Annotated in this window: 16 protein-coding genes; 2 read left to right on the top strand and 14 right to left on the bottom strand. The window is 71.6% G+C overall.

Going from position 1 to position 18,025, the window contains the following annotated elements; translation table 11 throughout:
- Window positions 1-66 precede the first annotated feature (66 nt).
- The 9 genes from ACFPA8_RS16635 to ACFPA8_RS16595 form a co-directional block, all read right to left on the bottom strand.
- On the bottom strand, window positions 67-1,509 hold the full coding sequence (locus tag ACFPA8_RS16635) for an amidase (RefSeq protein ID WP_386449072.1): 1,443 nt from the start codon (window positions 1,507-1,509) through the stop codon (window positions 67-69).
- A gap of 54 nt (window positions 1,510-1,563) precedes the next feature.
- Window positions 1,564-2,331 carry an SDR family NAD(P)-dependent oxidoreductase gene (locus ACFPA8_RS16630; protein ID WP_386449069.1) on the bottom strand — a complete coding sequence of 256 codons (768 nt, stop codon included), beginning with the start codon at window positions 2,329-2,331 and terminating at the stop codon, window positions 1,564-1,566.
- Between the two features lie 163 nt (window positions 2,332-2,494).
- A complete protein-coding gene (locus ACFPA8_RS16625; protein WP_386449066.1) occupies window positions 2,495-3,703 on the bottom strand; it encodes a 3-deoxy-7-phosphoheptulonate synthase in 1,209 nt (402 codons plus the stop codon).
- Window positions 3,691-5,256, bottom strand: coding sequence for an aromatic amino acid lyase (locus tag ACFPA8_RS16620; RefSeq protein ID WP_386449063.1), 1,566 nt, complete (start codon window positions 5,254-5,256; stop codon window positions 3,691-3,693). The genes ACFPA8_RS16625 and ACFPA8_RS16620 overlap by 13 nt, the downstream gene beginning before the upstream one ends.
- Window positions 5,253-6,341: an acyl-CoA synthetase family protein gene (locus ACFPA8_RS16615; RefSeq protein ID WP_386449060.1), complete on the bottom strand. Its 1,089-nt coding sequence runs from the start codon at window positions 6,339-6,341 to the stop codon at window positions 5,253-5,255. The genes ACFPA8_RS16620 and ACFPA8_RS16615 overlap by 4 nt, the downstream gene beginning before the upstream one ends.
- Window positions 6,338-6,640, bottom strand: coding sequence for an acyl carrier protein (locus ACFPA8_RS16610; protein ID WP_386449057.1), 303 nt, complete (start codon window positions 6,638-6,640; stop codon window positions 6,338-6,340). Before ACFPA8_RS16610 ends, ACFPA8_RS16615 begins: the two co-directional genes overlap by 4 nt.
- The gene (locus ACFPA8_RS16605) at window positions 6,637-7,059 is read right to left on the bottom strand and encodes a hypothetical protein (RefSeq protein WP_386449054.1); all 423 of its coding nucleotides are present in this window, start codon (window positions 7,057-7,059) and stop codon (window positions 6,637-6,639) included. Before ACFPA8_RS16605 ends, ACFPA8_RS16610 begins: the two co-directional genes overlap by 4 nt.
- Window positions 7,060-7,072: 13 nt before the next feature.
- Window positions 7,073-8,809 (bottom strand): prenyltransferase/squalene oxidase repeat-containing protein, encoded by a 1,737-nt coding sequence (locus ACFPA8_RS16600; RefSeq protein WP_386449051.1) that lies wholly within the window; start codon window positions 8,807-8,809, stop codon window positions 7,073-7,075.
- Window positions 8,809-10,122: a phenylacetate--CoA ligase family protein gene (locus ACFPA8_RS16595; RefSeq protein ID WP_386449048.1), complete on the bottom strand. Its 1,314-nt coding sequence runs from the start codon at window positions 10,120-10,122 to the stop codon at window positions 8,809-8,811. Before ACFPA8_RS16595 ends, ACFPA8_RS16600 begins: the two co-directional genes overlap by 1 nt.
- A gap of 329 nt (window positions 10,123-10,451) precedes the next feature.
- Here ACFPA8_RS16595 and ACFPA8_RS16590 point away from each other — a divergent pair, with 329 nt between their 5' ends.
- A complete protein-coding gene (locus tag ACFPA8_RS16590) occupies window positions 10,452-11,699 on the top strand; it encodes an AMP-binding protein (protein WP_386449045.1) in 1,248 nt (415 codons plus the stop codon).
- Between the two features lie 22 nt (window positions 11,700-11,721).
- On the opposite strand, the gene ACFPA8_RS16585 is transcribed toward ACFPA8_RS16590, so the two are convergent.
- From ACFPA8_RS16585 to ACFPA8_RS16570, 4 genes are all read right to left on the bottom strand, one after another.
- Window positions 11,722-12,648: a LysR substrate-binding domain-containing protein gene (locus tag ACFPA8_RS16585; RefSeq protein WP_386449042.1), complete on the bottom strand. Its 927-nt coding sequence runs from the start codon at window positions 12,646-12,648 to the stop codon at window positions 11,722-11,724.
- A gap of 368 nt (window positions 12,649-13,016) precedes the next feature.
- The gene (locus ACFPA8_RS16580) at window positions 13,017-14,000 is read right to left on the bottom strand and encodes a cation diffusion facilitator family transporter (protein ID WP_386449509.1); all 984 of its coding nucleotides are present in this window, start codon (window positions 13,998-14,000) and stop codon (window positions 13,017-13,019) included.
- A 136-nt stretch (window positions 14,001-14,136) separates the two neighbouring features.
- The gene (locus tag ACFPA8_RS16575) at window positions 14,137-14,619 is read right to left on the bottom strand and encodes a VOC family protein (RefSeq protein ID WP_386449039.1); all 483 of its coding nucleotides are present in this window, start codon (window positions 14,617-14,619) and stop codon (window positions 14,137-14,139) included.
- A gap of 181 nt (window positions 14,620-14,800) precedes the next feature.
- A complete protein-coding gene (locus ACFPA8_RS16570; RefSeq protein WP_386449036.1) occupies window positions 14,801-15,958 on the bottom strand; it encodes a fibronectin type III domain-containing protein in 1,158 nt (385 codons plus the stop codon).
- Window positions 15,959-16,495: 537 nt separating this feature from the next.
- On the opposite strand from ACFPA8_RS16570, the gene ACFPA8_RS16565 reads away from it, so the two are divergent.
- On the top strand, window positions 16,496-17,122 hold the full coding sequence (locus ACFPA8_RS16565; RefSeq protein WP_386449033.1) for a GntR family transcriptional regulator: 627 nt from the start codon (window positions 16,496-16,498) through the stop codon (window positions 17,120-17,122).
- Between the two features lie 75 nt (window positions 17,123-17,197).
- Here ACFPA8_RS16565 and ACFPA8_RS16560 read toward each other — a convergent pair whose 3' ends face one another.
- Window positions 17,198-17,992, bottom strand: a complete 795-nt coding sequence (locus tag ACFPA8_RS16560) for a carbon-nitrogen hydrolase family protein (RefSeq protein WP_386449507.1) — start codon at window positions 17,990-17,992, stop codon at window positions 17,198-17,200.
- Window positions 17,993-18,025: the final 33 nt, after the last annotated feature.

Raw genomic sequence — 18,025 nt, 5'->3', positions numbered from 1 at the left:
GCCCGCCCCTGGTTCCCGCTGCTCCGACTCGGCTCTGCTCCGGCTCGGCGCCTCCCCGCCGGCGGCTCAGCTCGGACGCAGAGCCATCGGCTCCAGCGCCGAGGTGAGCTGCTGTGCGAGACGGATCAACGCGAAGTCGTGCCCCGGCCGTCCGATCAACTGCACGGCGAGCGGCGCACCGTGCTCCGCGCCGCGGCCGACAGGCAGTGTGACGGCGGGCAGCCCGGCGAAGCTGGCGACCGGGGTGAATCCCACCTCACGCTCGTAGGCGGGATCGTCGGCGTCGGGAATCGTGGAGGAGGCGACGACGGTCCCCCTGGGGCGTGGCACCCCCGGGTCCAGCGGCATCAGCCACACGTCGACGGACCGCCCGGTGAAGAACGCCTCCACGTTCGCGCGCAGCCCCGCCATGCGGGCACGGATCTCCGCCTGGCGTTCGTCGCTCACTGCGGCGCCCGTCTCCAGGGCGGTCCGTGTCGAAGGCTTCAGTTCGTCGACCAGCTCGTCCCGCCACACCTGATGGGCGTCCCAGGCGTCACGGGCGCACAACTCCCATGCCGCGGCACGGCAGTCCCACAGTTCGCCGAGGGCGCGGGAGACCACCTGATGCCCGGTGCCGGTGAGGGCCGCGCCCGTCGTGTCGAGTGCCTCGGCGATCTCCGCGTCGATGACGCCCGGCCGGTACAGCTCCTCGGGTACTCCCACGCGCACGGAGTCCCGGCCCGCGGACGGCTCGTCACCGAGCCCCAGGTGCCGCCAGGCGAAGGCGAGGTCGTCGGCAGTACGTGCGACCCACCCTGGTGCGTCCATGGAAGGGCTCAGCGGGAAGATCCCGGCCAGCCTGCGGGGGTCGTGCGTGGTGCGCAGGCCCACCACCCCGCACCGTCCCGCGGGCCAGCGCACCGAGCCGAGCACGTCGGTGCCCAGGCCGATGTCGCAGATGTTCGCCGCCACGGCGACGGCCGACCCGGTGCTGGAGCCGGCCGGATCGAACTGCGGGAAGTACGGGTTGACGCATCCGGAGCCCACGCCGATGTTGAGCTCGGTGGTGACCACCTTGGCGTTCACCTCGGCATGACGCAGCGAGGCGACCACCGCCGCCGACTCCCGGGGGTGGTGCCGGTAGTGGCGCAGTCCCAGCCGGGTCGCGAAGCCCCGTACGTCGACGGTGTCCTTGACGCCGACGCGCAACGCGCCCCGGCCGGCCGCGTCTCTGCTGCCGGCTGCCGGGCCGCGCAGTTCGGCGCAGGCCCGGTAGCGCTGGTCGGCGACGCGCTCCCACCGCAGGGCGGTGTCCCGTAATTCGTCCGCGGACAGCTCGCCCTTCCGCACCAGTTCGTCCCGTTCGGCGAGCGGAAGGGCCAGTACCCCGGGCACTTCCGGCACCGGGGTGCCTGCCGGATGGGTGCGGTTACGGTCGACGAACTCCGCCACGGCACTCTCAGGCGCTCGCATCGTCCCTCCTGCGGTGTGGGCGTCCGCGACGGCCACTTGGCCCTGCTCCGGCATGACTCTGCGTCTCCCTCCTGGCGTGCGGCCCGCCGCACGCCTGTGCCACTGCGGTCAGGCGCCGTACCGGGCGCCGCCGTTGACCTGCACGATCTGTCCCGTCACATGTCCGGCACCGGGCGAGGAGAGCCAGTGCACGGTGTCGGCCACGTCGTCCGGAGTGCCCGCGCGGCCGGTGTCGGTCTGGGCGATGAGCACCTTGCGCCGCTCCTCAGTCATCCGGTCGCGGAAGAACTCGGTGTCCTCGATGTAGCCCGGCGCCACCACGTTCACGGTCGCTCCGTGGCTGCCCAACTGGCCGGCCAGGTCGTAGGCGTAGGGGTGCAGAGCGGCTTTGGCCGCCGCGTAGGAACCCGTGCCCGACCCGCGGTACGCGGCGATCGACGAGAGCAGCACCACCCTCCGACCGGAAGCCTGGAGCTGCTCCCGGAGCGCCTCGGTGAGCAGCACGGCGGTGAGCACGTTCGACCGGAAGTTTCCGGTCCAGCTCCAGGCGACTCCCTCCAGTCCGCCGGGTACGTCGTCGGGTGCGCCGATCTCCACGTTGCCGCCGGCGTTGTTCACCAGCACGTCGACCCGTCCGTAGCGGCGCTCTACCTCCGCACGCACACGTCCGGCCTCCTCTGCCACGCCGAGGTCGGCGGCCAGGGTCTGGATCTCCCCCTCGACGGTGTCGTCGGCGGAGAGCGCTGCGGCGGCCTGTTGCAGTACCTCCGCACGCCGCCCGACGAGCAGCACCTTGTCGCCCTCGGCTGCGAACCGGCGGGCCACGGCGCGACCGATCCCCGTGCCTCCACCGCTGACGATCACGACTCGTGCCATCTCACGTCTCCTCTTGCTCTTGCTCTCGATCGGGCTGTCCGGTTCCGGTCCCGCCCTCCGGGTGCCTGTGGAACGGAACCGTCCTTCCACGTACTCGTAGCAGGCGCCGGCCGCGGGCAGCACCTCCCCGTTCCGGCAGGGACCCGCCGAACGGGGGCGGCGGTCACAGCAGTTCCGCCGCCACAGTCACCAACTCCTCGGCCTGCTCGGCGTTCAGACGCGGGTCGCAGGCCGATTCGTACCGGGGAAGGGAGTCCGGCTCGTCGAGCTGGACGCGTTCGTTTACGCACTCGGTGACGGTGTCGGGCGTCAACTCCAGGTGCAGGCCCCCCGGGTGCGCTCCGTGCGTGCGCAGTACGGCGAAGAAACCCCGGATCTCCTCGGACATGTCGGCCAGCACCCTGCTCTTGAGCCCCGAGACGTGCGGAACGGTGTTTCCGTGCATCGGGTCGCACAGCCAGACCACCCTGCCGGAGTACGGGCCGGCCGCCTCCACGAGCCGGGGCAGCCGCTCCGTCACCGCCGCGCGTCCCATCCGGCTGATGAGCGTCAGACGCCCGGCGGGTCTGCCCTTCGCGAGCCGTTCGCACAGTTCACGCACCTCGGCGGGGTCGGCCGACGGCCCCAGCTTGATCCCCACGGGGTTGTTCAGCTGCTCGGCGAAGTGGACGTGCGCACCGTCGAGCTGACGGGTCCGCTCGCCTATCCACAGCATGTGGGCGGACGAACCGTAGGAGCCCCCCGCGTTCCGGTCCTCCCGTACCAGCGGCCGCTCGAAGTCCATCAGCAGCGCCTCGTGGCTGGTGAAGACCGCCGCGCTCTCCTCGTCCGCCTGGTCACCGGCTCCGGTGCGGACCTCCGCTCCGGGCTGCCGGAGAGCCTGAAGGGCCTCGAGCGCGTGGTCGTACGCGTGCAGGAGGCGGCGGGGGTCGGCGCGGCGGGCCTCCGGGTGCGGCTCGGGGGCGTTCACCGCGTCACCGCGGTAGACCGGCAGCTCACCGTGCCCCGCGACGGTCTCCGTGGGGCTCGACCTCGGCTTGGCGTACTGCCCCGCGAGTCTTCCGACGAGGACGCTCTCGCGTCCCGATACCCGCTGCACGAGAGCACCGAGCCGTCTCAGCTGGTCCGCCTTGCCCAGCACGGGCCGGAGGGAGGAGTCCGCGAAGCGCTCGGCGCAGTCCCCTCCCTGTACGACGAACGCCGCGCCGTGGACGGCCTGTTCGAGACGGCGCCGCAGAGCGTGACAGTCGCTCGCCTTCACCAGCTCCGGCCGGGATGCCAACTCCTTGACCGCCAGGGCGAGTTCCTCGGCGTCCTCCCACTGCGGCTGTTGGGCCGCGGCGCGTTCGGTTCCGAGTGTCAGGCTGGGCACCGGCTGTACTCCTGCTCGTCGTCGTTCGCTCCGCGGCGCTCCGCGGCGCCGGAGTAGTGGGCCTCGATGCGTCCCGCCTCCGCGGCGACCTCGGCGGCCAGGGGACGGTCGCGCGTCAGCTCCGGCCACTCCTCGGCCAGCCGGCGCCACAGGCCCCGGCCCTTCGCCGCCCCCGTGAGGTGAGTGAGCCGCGTGACGGCGAGGCACAGCGAGGAGACGATCCACCAGGACCGCTCCAGCATCTCCGCCACCGTGTTCGCGCTGTTCAGCGCCATCGGCACGTGGTCCTGATTCCCGAGGTTCGTGGGGACGGGGGTGAAGGACGCCGGATATCCCCGCTGCCGCACGGCCCCCAGATGCGAGGTGGCCGCGATCTGGACCCCTGCGAAACCGCTGTGGCGGCCGGGCTGTTCGGCCAGCAGCGGCGGCTGTCCGCCGTTGTGCTCAGGGTCGAGTACCAGCGCCAGCTGCCGCTCGGCCAGGTAGGCGATCTGGTGCACGCACAGGGCGTGCTGCTCACTGGCGAGGGCCACGGGGGCGGCATGGAAGTTGCCGCCGTGCAGGACGTCGTCCTCGACGAGGACCGGGTTGTCGGTGCAGCCCTCGGCCTCCGCAGCCAGAATGCCGCCCTGCGCGGCGAGTTGGTCGAGCACCGCACCGATCACCTGCGGCGCGCACCGCAGGGAGTACGGTTCCTGGAGTCTGCGCGGCGGGGAGGACGGTCCGCCGCCCGTGCCGGCCTCGCTGCCGACGGCCGGCAGCTCCTCCCGTATCCACGCCGCCGCGACCCGCTGCCCGTGATGCCCCCGTACGGCCGAGAGCGCGTCCGCGTATGCCTCGGTGTTGCAGCCGAGCAGGCCGGCCAGCCGGCCGGTGGCGGAGGCGACGGCCCTGGCGAGGGCGGAGAGGCGCACATGGTTGTGCATGGCGCGGGCCAGCGACGCTCCCGAGCCGTTGGCGAAGGCGAGCGCCGAGCGGGCGTCCCACCGCACCGGATCGAGACCCGCCGCCGCCAACGCCTCGGCGGCCGGCACCTGACGGCTCCCGCCGTCGGTTTCGCACCACACCCAGCCCCGGCCCGCGGCAGCCTGCGCCGCGTGTGCGAGGGGCACCAGGTCGCCGCTGGCGCTGAGGCTTCCCTCCTGCGGGACGACAGGGGTCAGCCCGCTGTTCCACTGAGCGGCGAGCGTCCGCCACACTCCCGCGCCGACCGCCGAGTGCCCCTTGGCCATGCCCCGCAGCCGGAGCCAGACCATGGTGCGTACGACGTCGCGGGGCAGCGGCTCGCCCTGCCCGGCGGTGAGGTGGTCGAGCAGGGCGAGGCCCTGCGACCGCGGGTCCTCGTCCGCTGCGTACTCCGCCAACGGGCCGAAGCCCCGGGTGAGTCCGTACACCGGACGCTCCGCGGCGATTCGGGCGAGGGCAGAGGCCCCGGCCCGCATGCGCCGCTCCTCGTCCCCGGTCAGCAGCAGCTTGCTCCCGGGGGTGGTACGGGAGAGCAACTGCTCCACGGGGCAGGGGTGTTCGCGGTGGATCTCCGTCGGGATCGTCAACTCCCCTCACCTGCCGGCCCGGCGGAAGGAGCGGCCGCGCCGGTGAGCAGGTGCAGCTGCGGCTTGCCGGTGGAGCTGCGCGGGATGTGCGGTACGCGGCGCAGCGACCGGGGCAGGGGGGCGTCGCCGAGCGCGCGGCGCAGCCGCGGCCACAGCGAGGAGGGGTCCAGGCTGCCGGAGGCGGCGTAGACCAGCTCGTAGTGTTCCCCGCGTACGGCGTCCCGCGTCGGCAGGCACACCACGTCCAGGCCGGGCAGCGCGGCCCGGACGGCCTGCTCGACGAGTCCGAGGTCGCAGCGGAGTCCGTTGACCTTCACCAGCCGCGTGGCACGGCCCACGAAGGTGAACCGCCGCTCCCCGGCGGGCCGTACGAGGTCGCCCGTCTGCCAGACGGCGGGCGGGGCGTCCTCGCCGTCGCGGCGTGCGATCCTCCCGGACCGGACGGTGAGCCGGTGTTCACCGCCTCCGCCCGGGCCCCAGGGCTCGTCCGGCCGGCAGGACCCGCCGGGCTGCCCGGGCACTTCGGCGACCACGTCGGGCAGCAGCGACCAGGGCCCTTGCTCCGCGTCGCCGGGCGTGATCTCCCGCGCGGCCACGGCGCCCGTCTCGGTCGACCCGAACAGCTCCACGGCCTCGAACGGACTGTCCCGCAGCGCTTTCACCAGTCGCCGCGTGTGGGGGGTGGTGGGCCCGGCGCTGTGGAGGGCGACGGCGCGGGGGAGTTCGGCGATGCGCGGGGCGAGGCTGCGCAGCGGAAGCCAGCTCGCCGGCAGGCAGACGAACAGCGTGGGTACGCCCGGCCGCCAGGCCGGCGGCACGACGGGGTCCTGCCAGGCCGAGTGGACCTCGATCCCGTACATCCGGGGCAGCTCGACGCCGAAGAGCCGGCCGAAGAGATGCTCCGGCGGGGCGAGGGCGACCACCTGGCCGACGTCACCGATCACCGTGTCGACGAGCAACTCCACTTCCGCACGCAGCTGTTCGCGGGTCCGCCACCACCGCACGGGCTCGCCCGTGTGCCCGGAGGTGGCGAACGGGACAGCGTTGTCACAGGGTTGGGGCGGGGAGGTCGTGCCCGTGCTCATCCGCTGTTCCCCAGTACGGCCAGGTCCTCCAGCTCACCCTGGACGAACTCGGCGATCCGCCCGAGCGTCGCGAAGGAGTAGCGCACGTCGTGCGCGACGAAGTCGACCTCGATGCCGAAGGCGTTCTCCACCCTGGAGACGCACTCGAGCGCGGCGAGACTGTCGTAGCGGTCGCCGAGCGCCCGGGTCAGCTCCTCGTCCTGACCGGCGGACCTGACGCCGTCGCCGAGGAGTTCGCCGAGGACCTCCCGTACTCGGGAGAGCGTCTCGTCGAAGGCGGGAACGGTTCGGCTGCTCATCGGTGTGCCTTTCCCTCAGCGGCGGCGAGAGCTTCGGATGCCCGTCGCAGCCTTCCTTGGTGACCCAGATAGACGTGGCCGGGATCGGTCTCCCGGAACTCGATGTAGAGGAAGGGAGTGCCCGGGGTCAGCCCCAGGGCCGAGGCGATCTCCTCGGCGAGTCCGGAGCGGAACTCCTCGTCGCGCTCCGGACCGACGCACACCGTCACCGAGGCGTGGTGCAGACCTTCCCCGTCGTGGGGCAGCGCTTCGAGGGGCATCCCGCCGCTGAAGACCGTCCCGGGGTCCGGGGTCGTGAAGCGGACCACCACGTGACCGGCGGGCACTCCACGGCTGGTGAACCAGCGCGTGAGCCTGAGCGCCACACTGCGGCGCGCGGGAACGGGGAGCGCGGGGCTGCTGACTTCGATCGTGGGCATGGGGGCCTTCTGGTCAGGAGAGGACGAGGTCGGGGAGCGTGCGCAGAGCGCCTTCCGTGCGGCGCCGCAGGAGCACGCCGAGCGCGTCGGCCAGCGGGCCGCCGCCCGAGGGGGCCAGCGGGCTCCACGCCGTGCCGTCCTCGCCCTGGACGCGTTCGACGAACCGGCGCAGATGGGCGGTGTCGACGTCGAGTCCGTACAGGTCCGCGGTCGCCACCGCCTCGTAGGTGGAGAGCAGGTCGGGCAGCCGGGCCCCGCTGTTGGCCCAGCCGCCTCCGCGGACCCGGTGCCTGCCGAGCAGGGAGGTGAGGGCAGCCGGATCGGCGTCGTCGAGGCCGTGGCGGATCCGCAGGGCCTGGAGCCCCTGCCGGAGGGTGGGCTCCGTGCCGGGCATCGCCGCGGCTCCGTCCCCGTCCGTGAGCACGCACCGTGCCACGAACCCGCGCAGCGCGGACGCGTCCAGCAGCTGCGGCACGGTGGCACCGAGCCGGCGTACGACACCGACGGCGGCGGCCGTGGAGAGCAGTTCGGAACCGCGCCCCTCCCAGAAGCCGAAGCCTCCGTCGGGGTTCTGCACGGTGCGCAGCCACTCGGCGACGCGCCGGCGTGCGCCCTCGTGTCCGGCACCGGCGAAGGCACCGGCCGTCAGCCCCCACAGGGTGCAGCGGATCTCGCTGCCGCGGGCGGGCATGTACATCAGGCCGCCCTCGTTGGGGAGTTGGCAGCTCTCGAGCCAGGCCGTGCGCCCCGGTCGGGCGGGGGAGGTCTCCTCGTCGGCGAGCACCGCGGCCGCCGTGCTCAGCACGTCGGCCGCCGACTCCGGTTCCCGGTAGGTGTATCCGCCCTGCTCGCAGCCGAGCCTGCCGATCCGTGCGACGACGGCGTCACCGATGTCCGCGGTCGGCGCACCGACCGCCTCCAGCGCGCCCACCGCACAGAACGACGCCCATACGTCCTCGACCTCGTAGCCCTCCCACCGTACGAACGCGCCCGAGCCGCCCCGGCGTTCGCGGATCCACGGCTCCACAGGGCGGGGCGGCCGGGCCCCGAGGATCTTCAGCGCCGCCGTGGCCCGGTACGTGGCCCACATGCAGGGGACCTCTGCGCCGGGCGCGAACCGGAAGGCGCCCTCGTTGTTCTGCTGTGCGCCCAGCCAGCGGACGAGCGCCGGCACGTCCCACGGAAGGTCCACCGGGGAGAGGCTGTCGAGCGCGTACCAGGCGGCGGCGCCGTAGTGGCAGGCCCGTACGTCGGAGGTCTTCGACTCGGGGCTCCAGGTCAGTCCGCCGTCCGGTCGCTGCAGGCCGCCGAGCCAGTCCAGCAGCTTCTTCCCCTCCGGGATCCGTGCGCCCGGGACGAGGACGGCGCTGCGGGTGGAGAAGTGGGTCGCCCACACGTCCGGGGCCTGGCCCGGCGACATCGCGTACGCCTCCCCCGTCCAGGTCCCGTCCAGCCACCGGGCGGTGGCCTCGGGCCCGGACAGCGGGAGGCCGAGGTCGCCGAGTGCCTGGGTGCAGTAGAAGGTGGCCCACGCGTCCGACGGCATGCCCGCCGACCACGCGTAGCCGCCGTCGGAGTTGCGTCTGCTGCGCAGGTAGCGGGCGGTCGCGTCGGCGTTCACGGCCTCGCCGGTACGGCCCAGCCAGGCGAGGGTGCGCGTCGCGGCATAGGTGCACCACAGGTCCGCTTCGCCGGTGCCTGTCTGCCCCTGGGGGGCGGGGCGGTTCTGTGCGGGGGCCGGGATGCTCATCAGGCGGGCTCCACCACTCGGATGTTCGAGCGTTTCCAGCTCTTCTGGGAACCACCGCTCTTGGTGGTGCTGGGAAGGGAGTTGACGAACACGACCGCGTCCCAGTGCAGTCCCAGTTCGTTCTCCGAGAGCCGCTGCAGTTCCTCTATCGCGGCGGGCTCGGCGGCCCGGTCGGCGCCGATGCCGCGCTCCAGCAGCAGGCGGCCGAACTGGCCCGTGGAGTCGACCTCGACGAGGTAGCCGGTGGCCTCCGTCGCTCCGTACACGGCGTTCTCCACCCCGAGGATCGTCAGCCGGGCGCCGTGGATCTCGATGGTCTCGCTGCTGCGGCCGCATACGACGACGACCGGGGCGCGGTCCGGGCAGTCGCATCCCCCTGTGTCGATCTCGACATCGTCGCCGGTGTCCAGCCGGAGCATCGGCCGTGCGTACAGGTTGAGCGGTGTGACGACCAGCCGGCCCTTGCCGTGAGCGGGCAGGGGCACCAGGCCCTGATCGGTGGCCAGCTCGAAGTAGTTGGTGCCGGTGAGCAGGTGGAGCCTCCCCCGGGGACAGGCTGCGGCGAGGGTGCCGGTCTCGGTGCTGCCGTAGCTGGCGTCGTGTGCCGTGGCGTCCCACCACTGGCCGAGCCTGGCACGCAGCGGGGGAGTGCTGACCTCGCCGAGAAGCATGATGTCGCGCACGGCGGAACTGTGCTGAGCCATCAGCTGCCGCTGCTTCAGCAGCCGCGTCAGCTGCAGCACGACTCCGGGGGAGGCGAAGAGGGTGGTGGGCCGCAGGTTCTCCCAGAAGCCGAGCAGCCGGTCCCAGTCCGAGATCCCCGTGGCGAACGGATACAGCCTGCTGTGGGGGAGGCCGAGGTACTCGCAGACCGAGACGATCAGGTCTGCGACCGGTACGACGTCCGAGGGCAGCAGCACCGCGACCCGGTCCCCGTCACGCAGGATCGACCGCCACGCCTCGGCCACGGAGACCGTGTTCCAGATGACGTCCTCGGCGAGGCGGGGGGTGGGGGTGACGCGCCCCGTCGTCCCGGTGGTCTCGTAGTACTTGGCAGCGCCGGAGACGTCGGTCACCGCATAGTGCCAGGGGTCCGACTTGAGTCCCTCCTTCGTCATGACGGGAAGGGATTCGAAGTTCTCCCACGAGAACTCGGGGAGTCCGCGGAATGCGGGGGACTTCCTCGCCCGGGCCCAGACCGCGGCGAGCTTTCCCCCGTGGAAATCGTCCGGGACGGGATTCCCCCGCAGCGAACGCACTTCCTCCTGAGCGCAGCGCATCATTTCCAGTCCCGCACGGTCCCGGACGAGCACGAGCCACCCCTCAATTCGCAGAAAAGATGGATGCTTTCGCGGTTGGTCGGTCCGCGAAACCATCCATCGCCCAGAAGTGCCGGAAGCGGTGGCAATGTTGCAGCACGGCGGGAGGGCCGTCCAATACGAACCTCGAACCTCGCCAGAAGCGTTCGTTATGGAGCCGGACGGTCCTGCGGCCCCGCACCGCCGCGAACTGGCGCAATAAGACGGCCTTATTCACGGCGTGCGAAGTTCTCTTGGACAACTCTTGTGATTCGTGGCGCACTCGGGGAGTCCTGCTTTCCTGCCGTGCTCCTTGCGGCAACGTGCGACGGGAGACCTCCCGCATGTCCCTCACTGCCTCCGAAGAACCGACCCCGGCGAGCGGCCGCGAGCCACTGGACGCGGGGCGTGTACGCGAACTCCTCGCCCGCATGGACGACATGCCCTCGCTCGGCCCGCTCTACGAGAAGGCCCGGTCGCTGCCCGCACCCCGCCTCGGCGACCTCCCCGTCCTCACCAAGGACGACTTCCGTTCGGCGCTGCCCGACACCGTGCGCCGCGCGCGTGCCCGGGGTCACGGCTCGCTGGTGCTGGGCAGCGGCGGCACCACGTCCGCGCCCAAACTCAGCCTCGTGCCGAGCGGACAGATGATCGGGGAGATCCGGGAGGTCTGGGACCCGCTGGACTCCGACGACGTCCTGGTCAACTACGACACCCCCGGGAGGCTCTGCTCCTCCCACGCGTTCTTCAACGCGCTCGCCCACTCCTCCGGAGCGGTCTCCGTACCGCTGGGCGCGATCGAGGACCGTCAACTGCCCGAGTGGATGGGCATGGTGCACCGTCTCGGCGCGACGGCTCTCAACGCGACGCAGAGTCAGATCGCGCACCTGCTGGAGACCTGCGTGGCCGCGGGCATCTCGCCCGGGTTCCGCAAACTGCTCTGGACCGGTGAGCCGTTCGGCGCCGCCGCGCTCGAAACCACCCGCCGCATCCTTCCCGACGCGGAGCTGTACGGCTGCTACGGCTCGACCGAGACCTGGGTGATCGGTCACAACGGGCCCGGCTGCGACCTGGACACCTTCCACCTCGTGCCGTACCAGCACGTGGAGCTCGACGACGGTCTCGTACTCGTCACCAATCTCCACCCCGAGTGCGTCAACCCCGTGCTGCGCTACCGCATAGGCGACCGGGGCGAGTTCACCGCCTGCTCATGCGGCCGTACGGATGCCGCGCTGCGCGTCCTGGGGCGCGACGACCCGCAGATGAAGTTCCTGAGCATCCTCGTCACCCCGCAGGAGATCGAGGAGGCAGCCCTGACGGACCCCGACGTCACGGGCGTACAGATCGCGCTGTTCGACCACGGCTCACCCTCGGAACGCATGGAGCTGCGCGTGAAGGTACGCGACGGGGCACCCGCCGCCGAGGTGGAGGCGCGGGTCGGGGAGACGGTGCTGACGCAGGTCTACCGGATGGGCTACGAGGTCGAGACCGAGGCGCCGCAGGCGTTCTCGGTGCGCGTCACCGGCAGGTTCAGCATCAACGAGCGCTCACAGAAGACGCCTCTGCTGGTGAAGGACTCGCCCCTGGAGTGAGCGCGGCGGCACGGGGCCGGCCCTACCCCATCCGGGGCTGGGCGGGCCTCGGCCCGGAAGCCGCCGCGGCGGCCACGGCGGAGCGGGCGAACTCGACGAACGTATGGAGCGCCGTGTTCACGTTGTCCCGGCGCCACGCCAGATCGAGTCCGACGCTGGGCGAGCCCGAGAGTCTGCGCAGGACCACCCCCGGAACGTCGAGCATCGCCACCGAACTCTCGGTGACCAGCGTGATGCCCGCCCCTTCGGCGACCGCGGCGAGCATGTGCGGCACGTCCGGCTCCTCCCGGCAGATCTCCGGGAAGTAGCGGTCCTCGTAGACCGCGGAGAGGATCGCCTGCCACAGGCCACCGGCGGACTTGCTGAAGTAGACCAGCGGCAGACCCACCAGGTCCTGCCTGCGCACCTCACCCGGACGTGCGAGCCGGTGGCCCTGCGGCAGCCCGACCAGCACCGCTTCCCTGCCGACTCTGAGTGATTCCACTTCCGGCGCCTCCGGCAGCGGGGGCCGCACGAACCCGACGTCGAGGCGGCGTTCGCGGATGGCCGCCAGATTGTCACTGCTCGAAGCGTTCGAGGACTGGAGCCGCAGGCGGGGATGGGCGGCCCGGAAACGGCTGATCAACTCGAAGGCCTGCCCCAGGCCCGCGGACCTCGTATATCCGACGGTGAGACTTCCGTGGAACTGCTCCACGAGGATTTTCACGAAGGCGTCGACGGCGTCCGCCCGCGCCAGTAACTCCCGGAACTCCGGAAGGAGCGCCTCCCCTTCGGGCGTGAGCGCCACTCCCTGCCTGCCCCGCTCGAAGAGCGGCACGCCGATGGTCTTCTCGAGCGCTTTCACACCCTGGGAAAGGCCGGGCTGCGTGATATGTAATCGCTTGGCCGCCCGCCCGAAGTGCAGCTCTTCGGCAACGGTCACGAAGTACCGGGCACTGCGAATCTCCATTGAGCGGCCACCCCCGTTGTCCCGCATAAAGAGTTCGGACACGCAGAGCAACGCTTGCAAATACGGGATGGCGGCAGCGACCGGTCAGATCCCGCTGCCTGCGAGTTCCGCTACGCATCGATGTCCGGTGTCGCGGTCGCCAGAAGCGTACCCATGTTCCCCCGACTACACCAGGCGACGATACATCAGCACCGGGTTTCCACTCGGGGTGCATTTCGGACCTGGAGTGACGAGCCGGGCGAACCCGCAGTAGCTTCCCGTACTCCGTCATCGCACCGTCCGCACCCCGGGCGTCGCGGCTCACGTGGCGCGACCCGCCGGGCGGACCGACGCGGCGCCGCCCACTGACCGGTGGCACCGTCCGTACCTCACTCGTCGACCGACAGCGCGGGCCCCGGAGCCGTCAGGCTCGTCCTGTCCGGCGGCGCCTCGGTGATGTCGAGGAAGACCTGATCCGCCGAAGGCAGCTTCTCCATGACGGAGTTCTTGATGCGCTCCGAGACCAGCTCGACCTCCTCGCTGTCCAGACCGGGCGCCAGGTCGATGCGGGCCGCCACCAGCGTCGACTCCATGCCGAGCTTCATGGTCAGCAGCGTCTCGACGTTGTCGATCTCCGGCTGCGCCTCCAGTACGCCCTGAACCCCGCGCCGCAGTTCGGGATCGGCCGCCTCGCCGATCAGCTGGTCGCGGTTGGTCTTGCCGAGCCAGAAGGCGACCAGCACCAGCAGCGCCCCGATGGCCCAGGAGGCGGCAGCCTCGTAGACCACCTGCCCGGTGACCATGTGCAGCACCATGCCCGCCATGGCGAGCAGGACACCGATCACCGCGGTGCCGTCCTCCGCGACGACGGTGCGCAGCGCGGGGTCGCGCACCCCGTCCGTGTCGGGGTCCTTGTGTGCCTGGTGCAGGGCCCTGACGAGGGACGCGCCCTCCGCGGCGAGGGCGACGCCGAGGACGGCGAGCCCGGCCGCGTAGCCGCTGCGGGACTCCTGTGCGCCGCTGCGCAGCGCCTCGTAGCCCTGGAAGAACGAGAAGCAGCCGCCCATGACGAAGATCCCGACAGCCGCCAGCAGCGACCAGAAGAAGCGCTCCTTGCCGTAGCCGAACGGATGCTTCCTGTCCGCCGGTTTACGGCTGCGGCGCAGCGCCGCCAGCAGGAAGATCTCGTTGAAGCTGTCCGCGACCGAGTGCGCCGCCTCCGACAGCAGCGCAGGCGAACCGGCGAAGATCCCGCCGACGACCTTCGCGAGGACGATGGACACGTTCGCGCCCAGCGCCACGAAGACCGTCGTACGGGTCTTGCGGTCGGCGGATTCCTGGCTCACGCGATCCCCACCCTGATCTCCATGAATCCCCGGTTACCCAGGCGTTGGGGAGTCAGGCCCGTCCGGTTCGTTCCGCTTGCGGCGCCGACGTCCGCATGGGGGCGGGAGCAGCACCGCGGCGGGCGTCACGACGCGGGCCGGAGGGGACGCCCGGTACGGACCGTCAACTACCCGCGTGTGCCTTGCGGATCGCTTCGATGTCGAGCTTCTTCATCGAGTAGACCGCCTCGCTGGCACGCCTGGCCTTCTCCGGGTCCGGGTCCGTGATCAGGTCGACGAGTCCGTCCGGGACGACCTGCCAGGACAGGCCGTACTTGTCCGTGAGCCAGCCGCAGTGGCCTTCTTCGCCGGCCCCTTCGGTGAGCTTGTTCCAGTAGTGGTCGACCTCGTCCTGGTCCGCGCAGTGGATCTGGAAGGAGATCGCTGCGTCGAACTCGAACTGCGGGCCGCCGTTGACGCCGACGAACTTCTGGCCGTTGATCTCGAACTCGACCGTCAGCACCGTCCCGGCGGGTCCGGGACCGGCCTCCGTGTAACGGGCGATCCTCCCGACCTCGGAGTCCTTGAAGATCGAGGTGTAGTAGTGCGCCGCCTCTTCTGCCTGTCCGTCGAACCACAGGCAAGTGGTGAATCCTCGCTGGGGCATCGGTACCTCCCGTGCTGTGTGGCTGCACATGTACGGACCGCCCCCGGACGGGGGATTCATCGCACTCGGTGAAGATCTTCCGGCCGCCGCCGGATCGGGTCGGATGGGATGGGATCGGGTCGGATGGGATCGGGTCGGATGGGATCGGATCGGCCCTGGCCAGGAGGCCGGGCCGGTCAGGTCATCGCCTCGGCCGCACAGGGAGCGACGGGTCGGAGCGCAGGCTCGTCGCACCGGCGGCGTTGGTGGCGGTGACGGTGAACGTGTACTTGTCCCCCGCCTTCAGCCCCTTCACGGTGACGGGCGAACCGGCGCCCTGTGCCGAGGGGTTGCGGTGGGAGGGGTGGGTGAGGTTCCTGGCGGTCACGGTGTACTCGGTGACCGAACCGGAAGCGCTGGGTGTGAACGACACCGTCGCCTTGCCCCTGCCCGCTGCGGCCGTCACGCCGGTGGGCGGGACCGGTGCCGGCGGAAGGGCGACGCCCACGGGGGTGGTGAGGCCGCTGAAGGGCACGGTCCGCTGCGGGCCGCCCCGCGCGGGGACCTTCACCACGCGGTCGTTGCCGAAGTCGGCGATGTAGAGGTTGGCGGCGGGGTCCAGGGCCAGGCCCTGCGGACTCTTCAGTCCCCTGGCGCGAACGGTGGTCTGGGGACCGCCGCCCGCGGGCACCCGTACGACGCGGTCGTTGCCCGAGTCGGCGATGTACAGGCGGGCGTCGCCCTCGCCTTCGGCGGGCTCGTGGAGCGCCAGCCCCGTCGGCTGGGAGAGTCCGCTGGTGGGGACCGTCGTCTGCGCACCACCGTCGACGGGTACCCGCACCACCCTGTCGTTGACGAAGTCGGCGATGTAGAGGCGGCCTCCGCTGTCGAGCGCCAGCCCCGCCGGGTGGAGAAGCCCGCTGGTCGGGACGGTCTCCTGGGGTCCGCCGTCCGCGGGGACCTTCACCACTCGGTCGTTGAAGCTGTCGGCGACGTAGAGGTTGCCCGCGGCGTCCAGAGCGAGCCCGAGGGGGCGCAGGACGTCGGTGGTCACCGTCTCCTGCGGGCCGCCGTCGGCAGGCACCTTCACCACGCGGCTGTTGACGGTGTCCGAGATGTACAGATCGCCTGCCGCGTCGAGCACCATGTACGTCGGCCGGGTCAGCCCGGTCGTGGGCACCGTCTCCTGCGGACCGCGGTCCGCGGGGCGCTTCAGGATCTCGTTGGCCGTGTAGTCGGACACGTACAGGGGTGCGCTGCCCGGCCGGGGTGCCGGGTTCCCGGTCTTCGGCGCGGAGCCGGGCACGGCCGCCGCCGCGGACACGAGCCAGGCGAGGCAGAGCACGACGAGGGCTGTCACCGCGGTGAGGCGGCGCGACGACCGGACCGGCGACGGCCCGCGTCCGCGCCGCGAGGGGGAACGGGGGACTACGGAGGAGCGAATCACTGGCACACCCACCTGTTCTGGACCGCCGGCTCGCGCCGTACGGCCCGCAGAGACGGCGAACGCCCCCGGCGTCGCAGAACCGACAGGTCGAGGAGCACCGGGGGCGCCGTTCACGTGACGGGCCGTCCCTTGCGGCCCGGTCCGGCGGGCTTCCGCCGGGCCGGGCCCGGCCCGTCAGCGGCGACCATAGGGAGCGGGCCCGCGCGGCGGGGATGCACCACGCCACCGTGCCTACGGCATCCACCCCAACGGCAGGAACCCGGTCCGGGTCGGGTCCAGGTCCAGGTCCAGGTCCAGGTCAGGTCAGGTCCGGGGAGGGTCGGGTTCCGGGTCCGGGGGTCGCGGGGTGGCGGATCCGGGTGTTCTGGATGTGGTGATGGCGTGTAATGTGTATACAGCCTGTATGCAAGAGCGCCTTGACGTGGAAGACGTCGGTGGGGAGAACTGACTGTGATGTCGGGACGTCAGAAGGCGTACACCTACCTCAAGGACACCGTCCTCACCGATCCCGGGATGCAGGGCGAGTTCCTCTCCGAGCAGATGATCGCCGACCGCATCGGCATCTCCCGTACGCCCATCCGCGAAGCGCTGCTGCTGCTCGCAGCCGAGGACCTCGTCAGCCTCGTGCCCAAGCGCGGTGCGTACATCGCACCGCTCTCCGGCCGTGAGATCGCCGAACTGATGGAGATGCGCGCCCTGTTGGAGCGCTACGCAGCCGAGCGTGCCATCGCCCGCGGTGCCGCGCCCGTCGCCGAGATGGGCCGGATCCTCGACGAGCAGGCCGCCTTGCGCGGCGACGGCAAGGCCAAGGAGTTCATCGAAGCGGACCACCGCTTCCACGCCACGCTCGTCGCAGCCGCGGGCAACAGCCTGATGACCAAGCAGTACGACGCGCTGCGCAGCCGCCAGGTCCGCGCCGGAGTCACCGCGCTCTACCGGGCCGACGGACGCCAGGAGGAGGTCTGCGTCGAACACCGGCGCATCCTGGAGGCGTTGGCGGCCGAACGCGCCGACCTGGCCTGTGCCGCGATCGACGAGCACATCGCCGCCACCCGCCGCATCCTCGCCGAGGGCTGACCCGCGGCGGAGGAGCCGGCGTGACCGGCTCCTCCGGCGGAGCCGCCTCCACCGCGGCGGTCATCAACTGCCGTGTCACAGGCGCCGGTTGTCCAGCACCGCCACCGCCCGGCGCACCCGCTCGACCTCGTCGGCGTCGACGTCGGCCACGATCAGCTCCGGCTCCGTACCGGCCCGTTCCCGGATCCGGCCGTCCGGCCCGACGAGCACGCTGTGGCCGATCCCCAGGGGCGCCTTCGTGGGCTGTGTGATGTCCGCGTCCGGTCCGGGAGGTGCCTGCCCGACGGCCGCCAGCCAGACCGTGGCGTCCAGCGCACGTGCCCTGCACAGCAGTTCCCAGTGGTCCAGCTTGCCCGGACCGGCACCCCAGGAGGCGGGCAGCACGGACAGCACGGCTCCCTTGTCGGCGTGCGCCCGGAAGAGCTCCGGGAAGCGCACGTCGTAGCAGGTGGCCAGGCCGACCCTGACCCCGGCGACGTCGATGGTGACCACTTCCGCGCCGGGCGCCACCGTCCTGGACTCCGAGAAGCCGAAGGCGTCGTAGAGGTGGATCTTGTCGTAGCCGGTGTCCACATCGGGACCGGTCGCGATCAGGGTGTTGGCGACCCGCCCGTCGGAGGCCGGCCGGAACATCCCGGCCACGACGGTCAGTCCGTGCCGTCGCGCCGAGTCCCGTACTCCCTCCGCCCACGGCCCGTCCAGCGGCTCCGCCACCGGGGCGAGGGGGATGCCGAACCGCACCATGGACGCCTCGGGGAAGACGGCCAGCTGCGCGCCTTCCGCGGCTGCCCGTTCGGCCAGGCCGTCGATGGTGCGCAGGTTCTCTTCCGGATCGGTGCCTGCTGTGAACTGGCACAGTGCCGTGCGCAGCGTCGTCACTGCGTCTCCTTTCGGCCCGTACGT

Source organism: Streptomyces ovatisporus, from assembly GCF_042653885.1.
Taxonomy (GTDB): domain Bacteria; phylum Actinomycetota; class Actinomycetes; order Streptomycetales; family Streptomycetaceae; genus Streptomyces; species Streptomyces ovatisporus.
The sequence above is the reverse complement of the archived record's forward strand: the minus strand, read 5'-3'. Positions and strand labels throughout refer to the sequence as shown.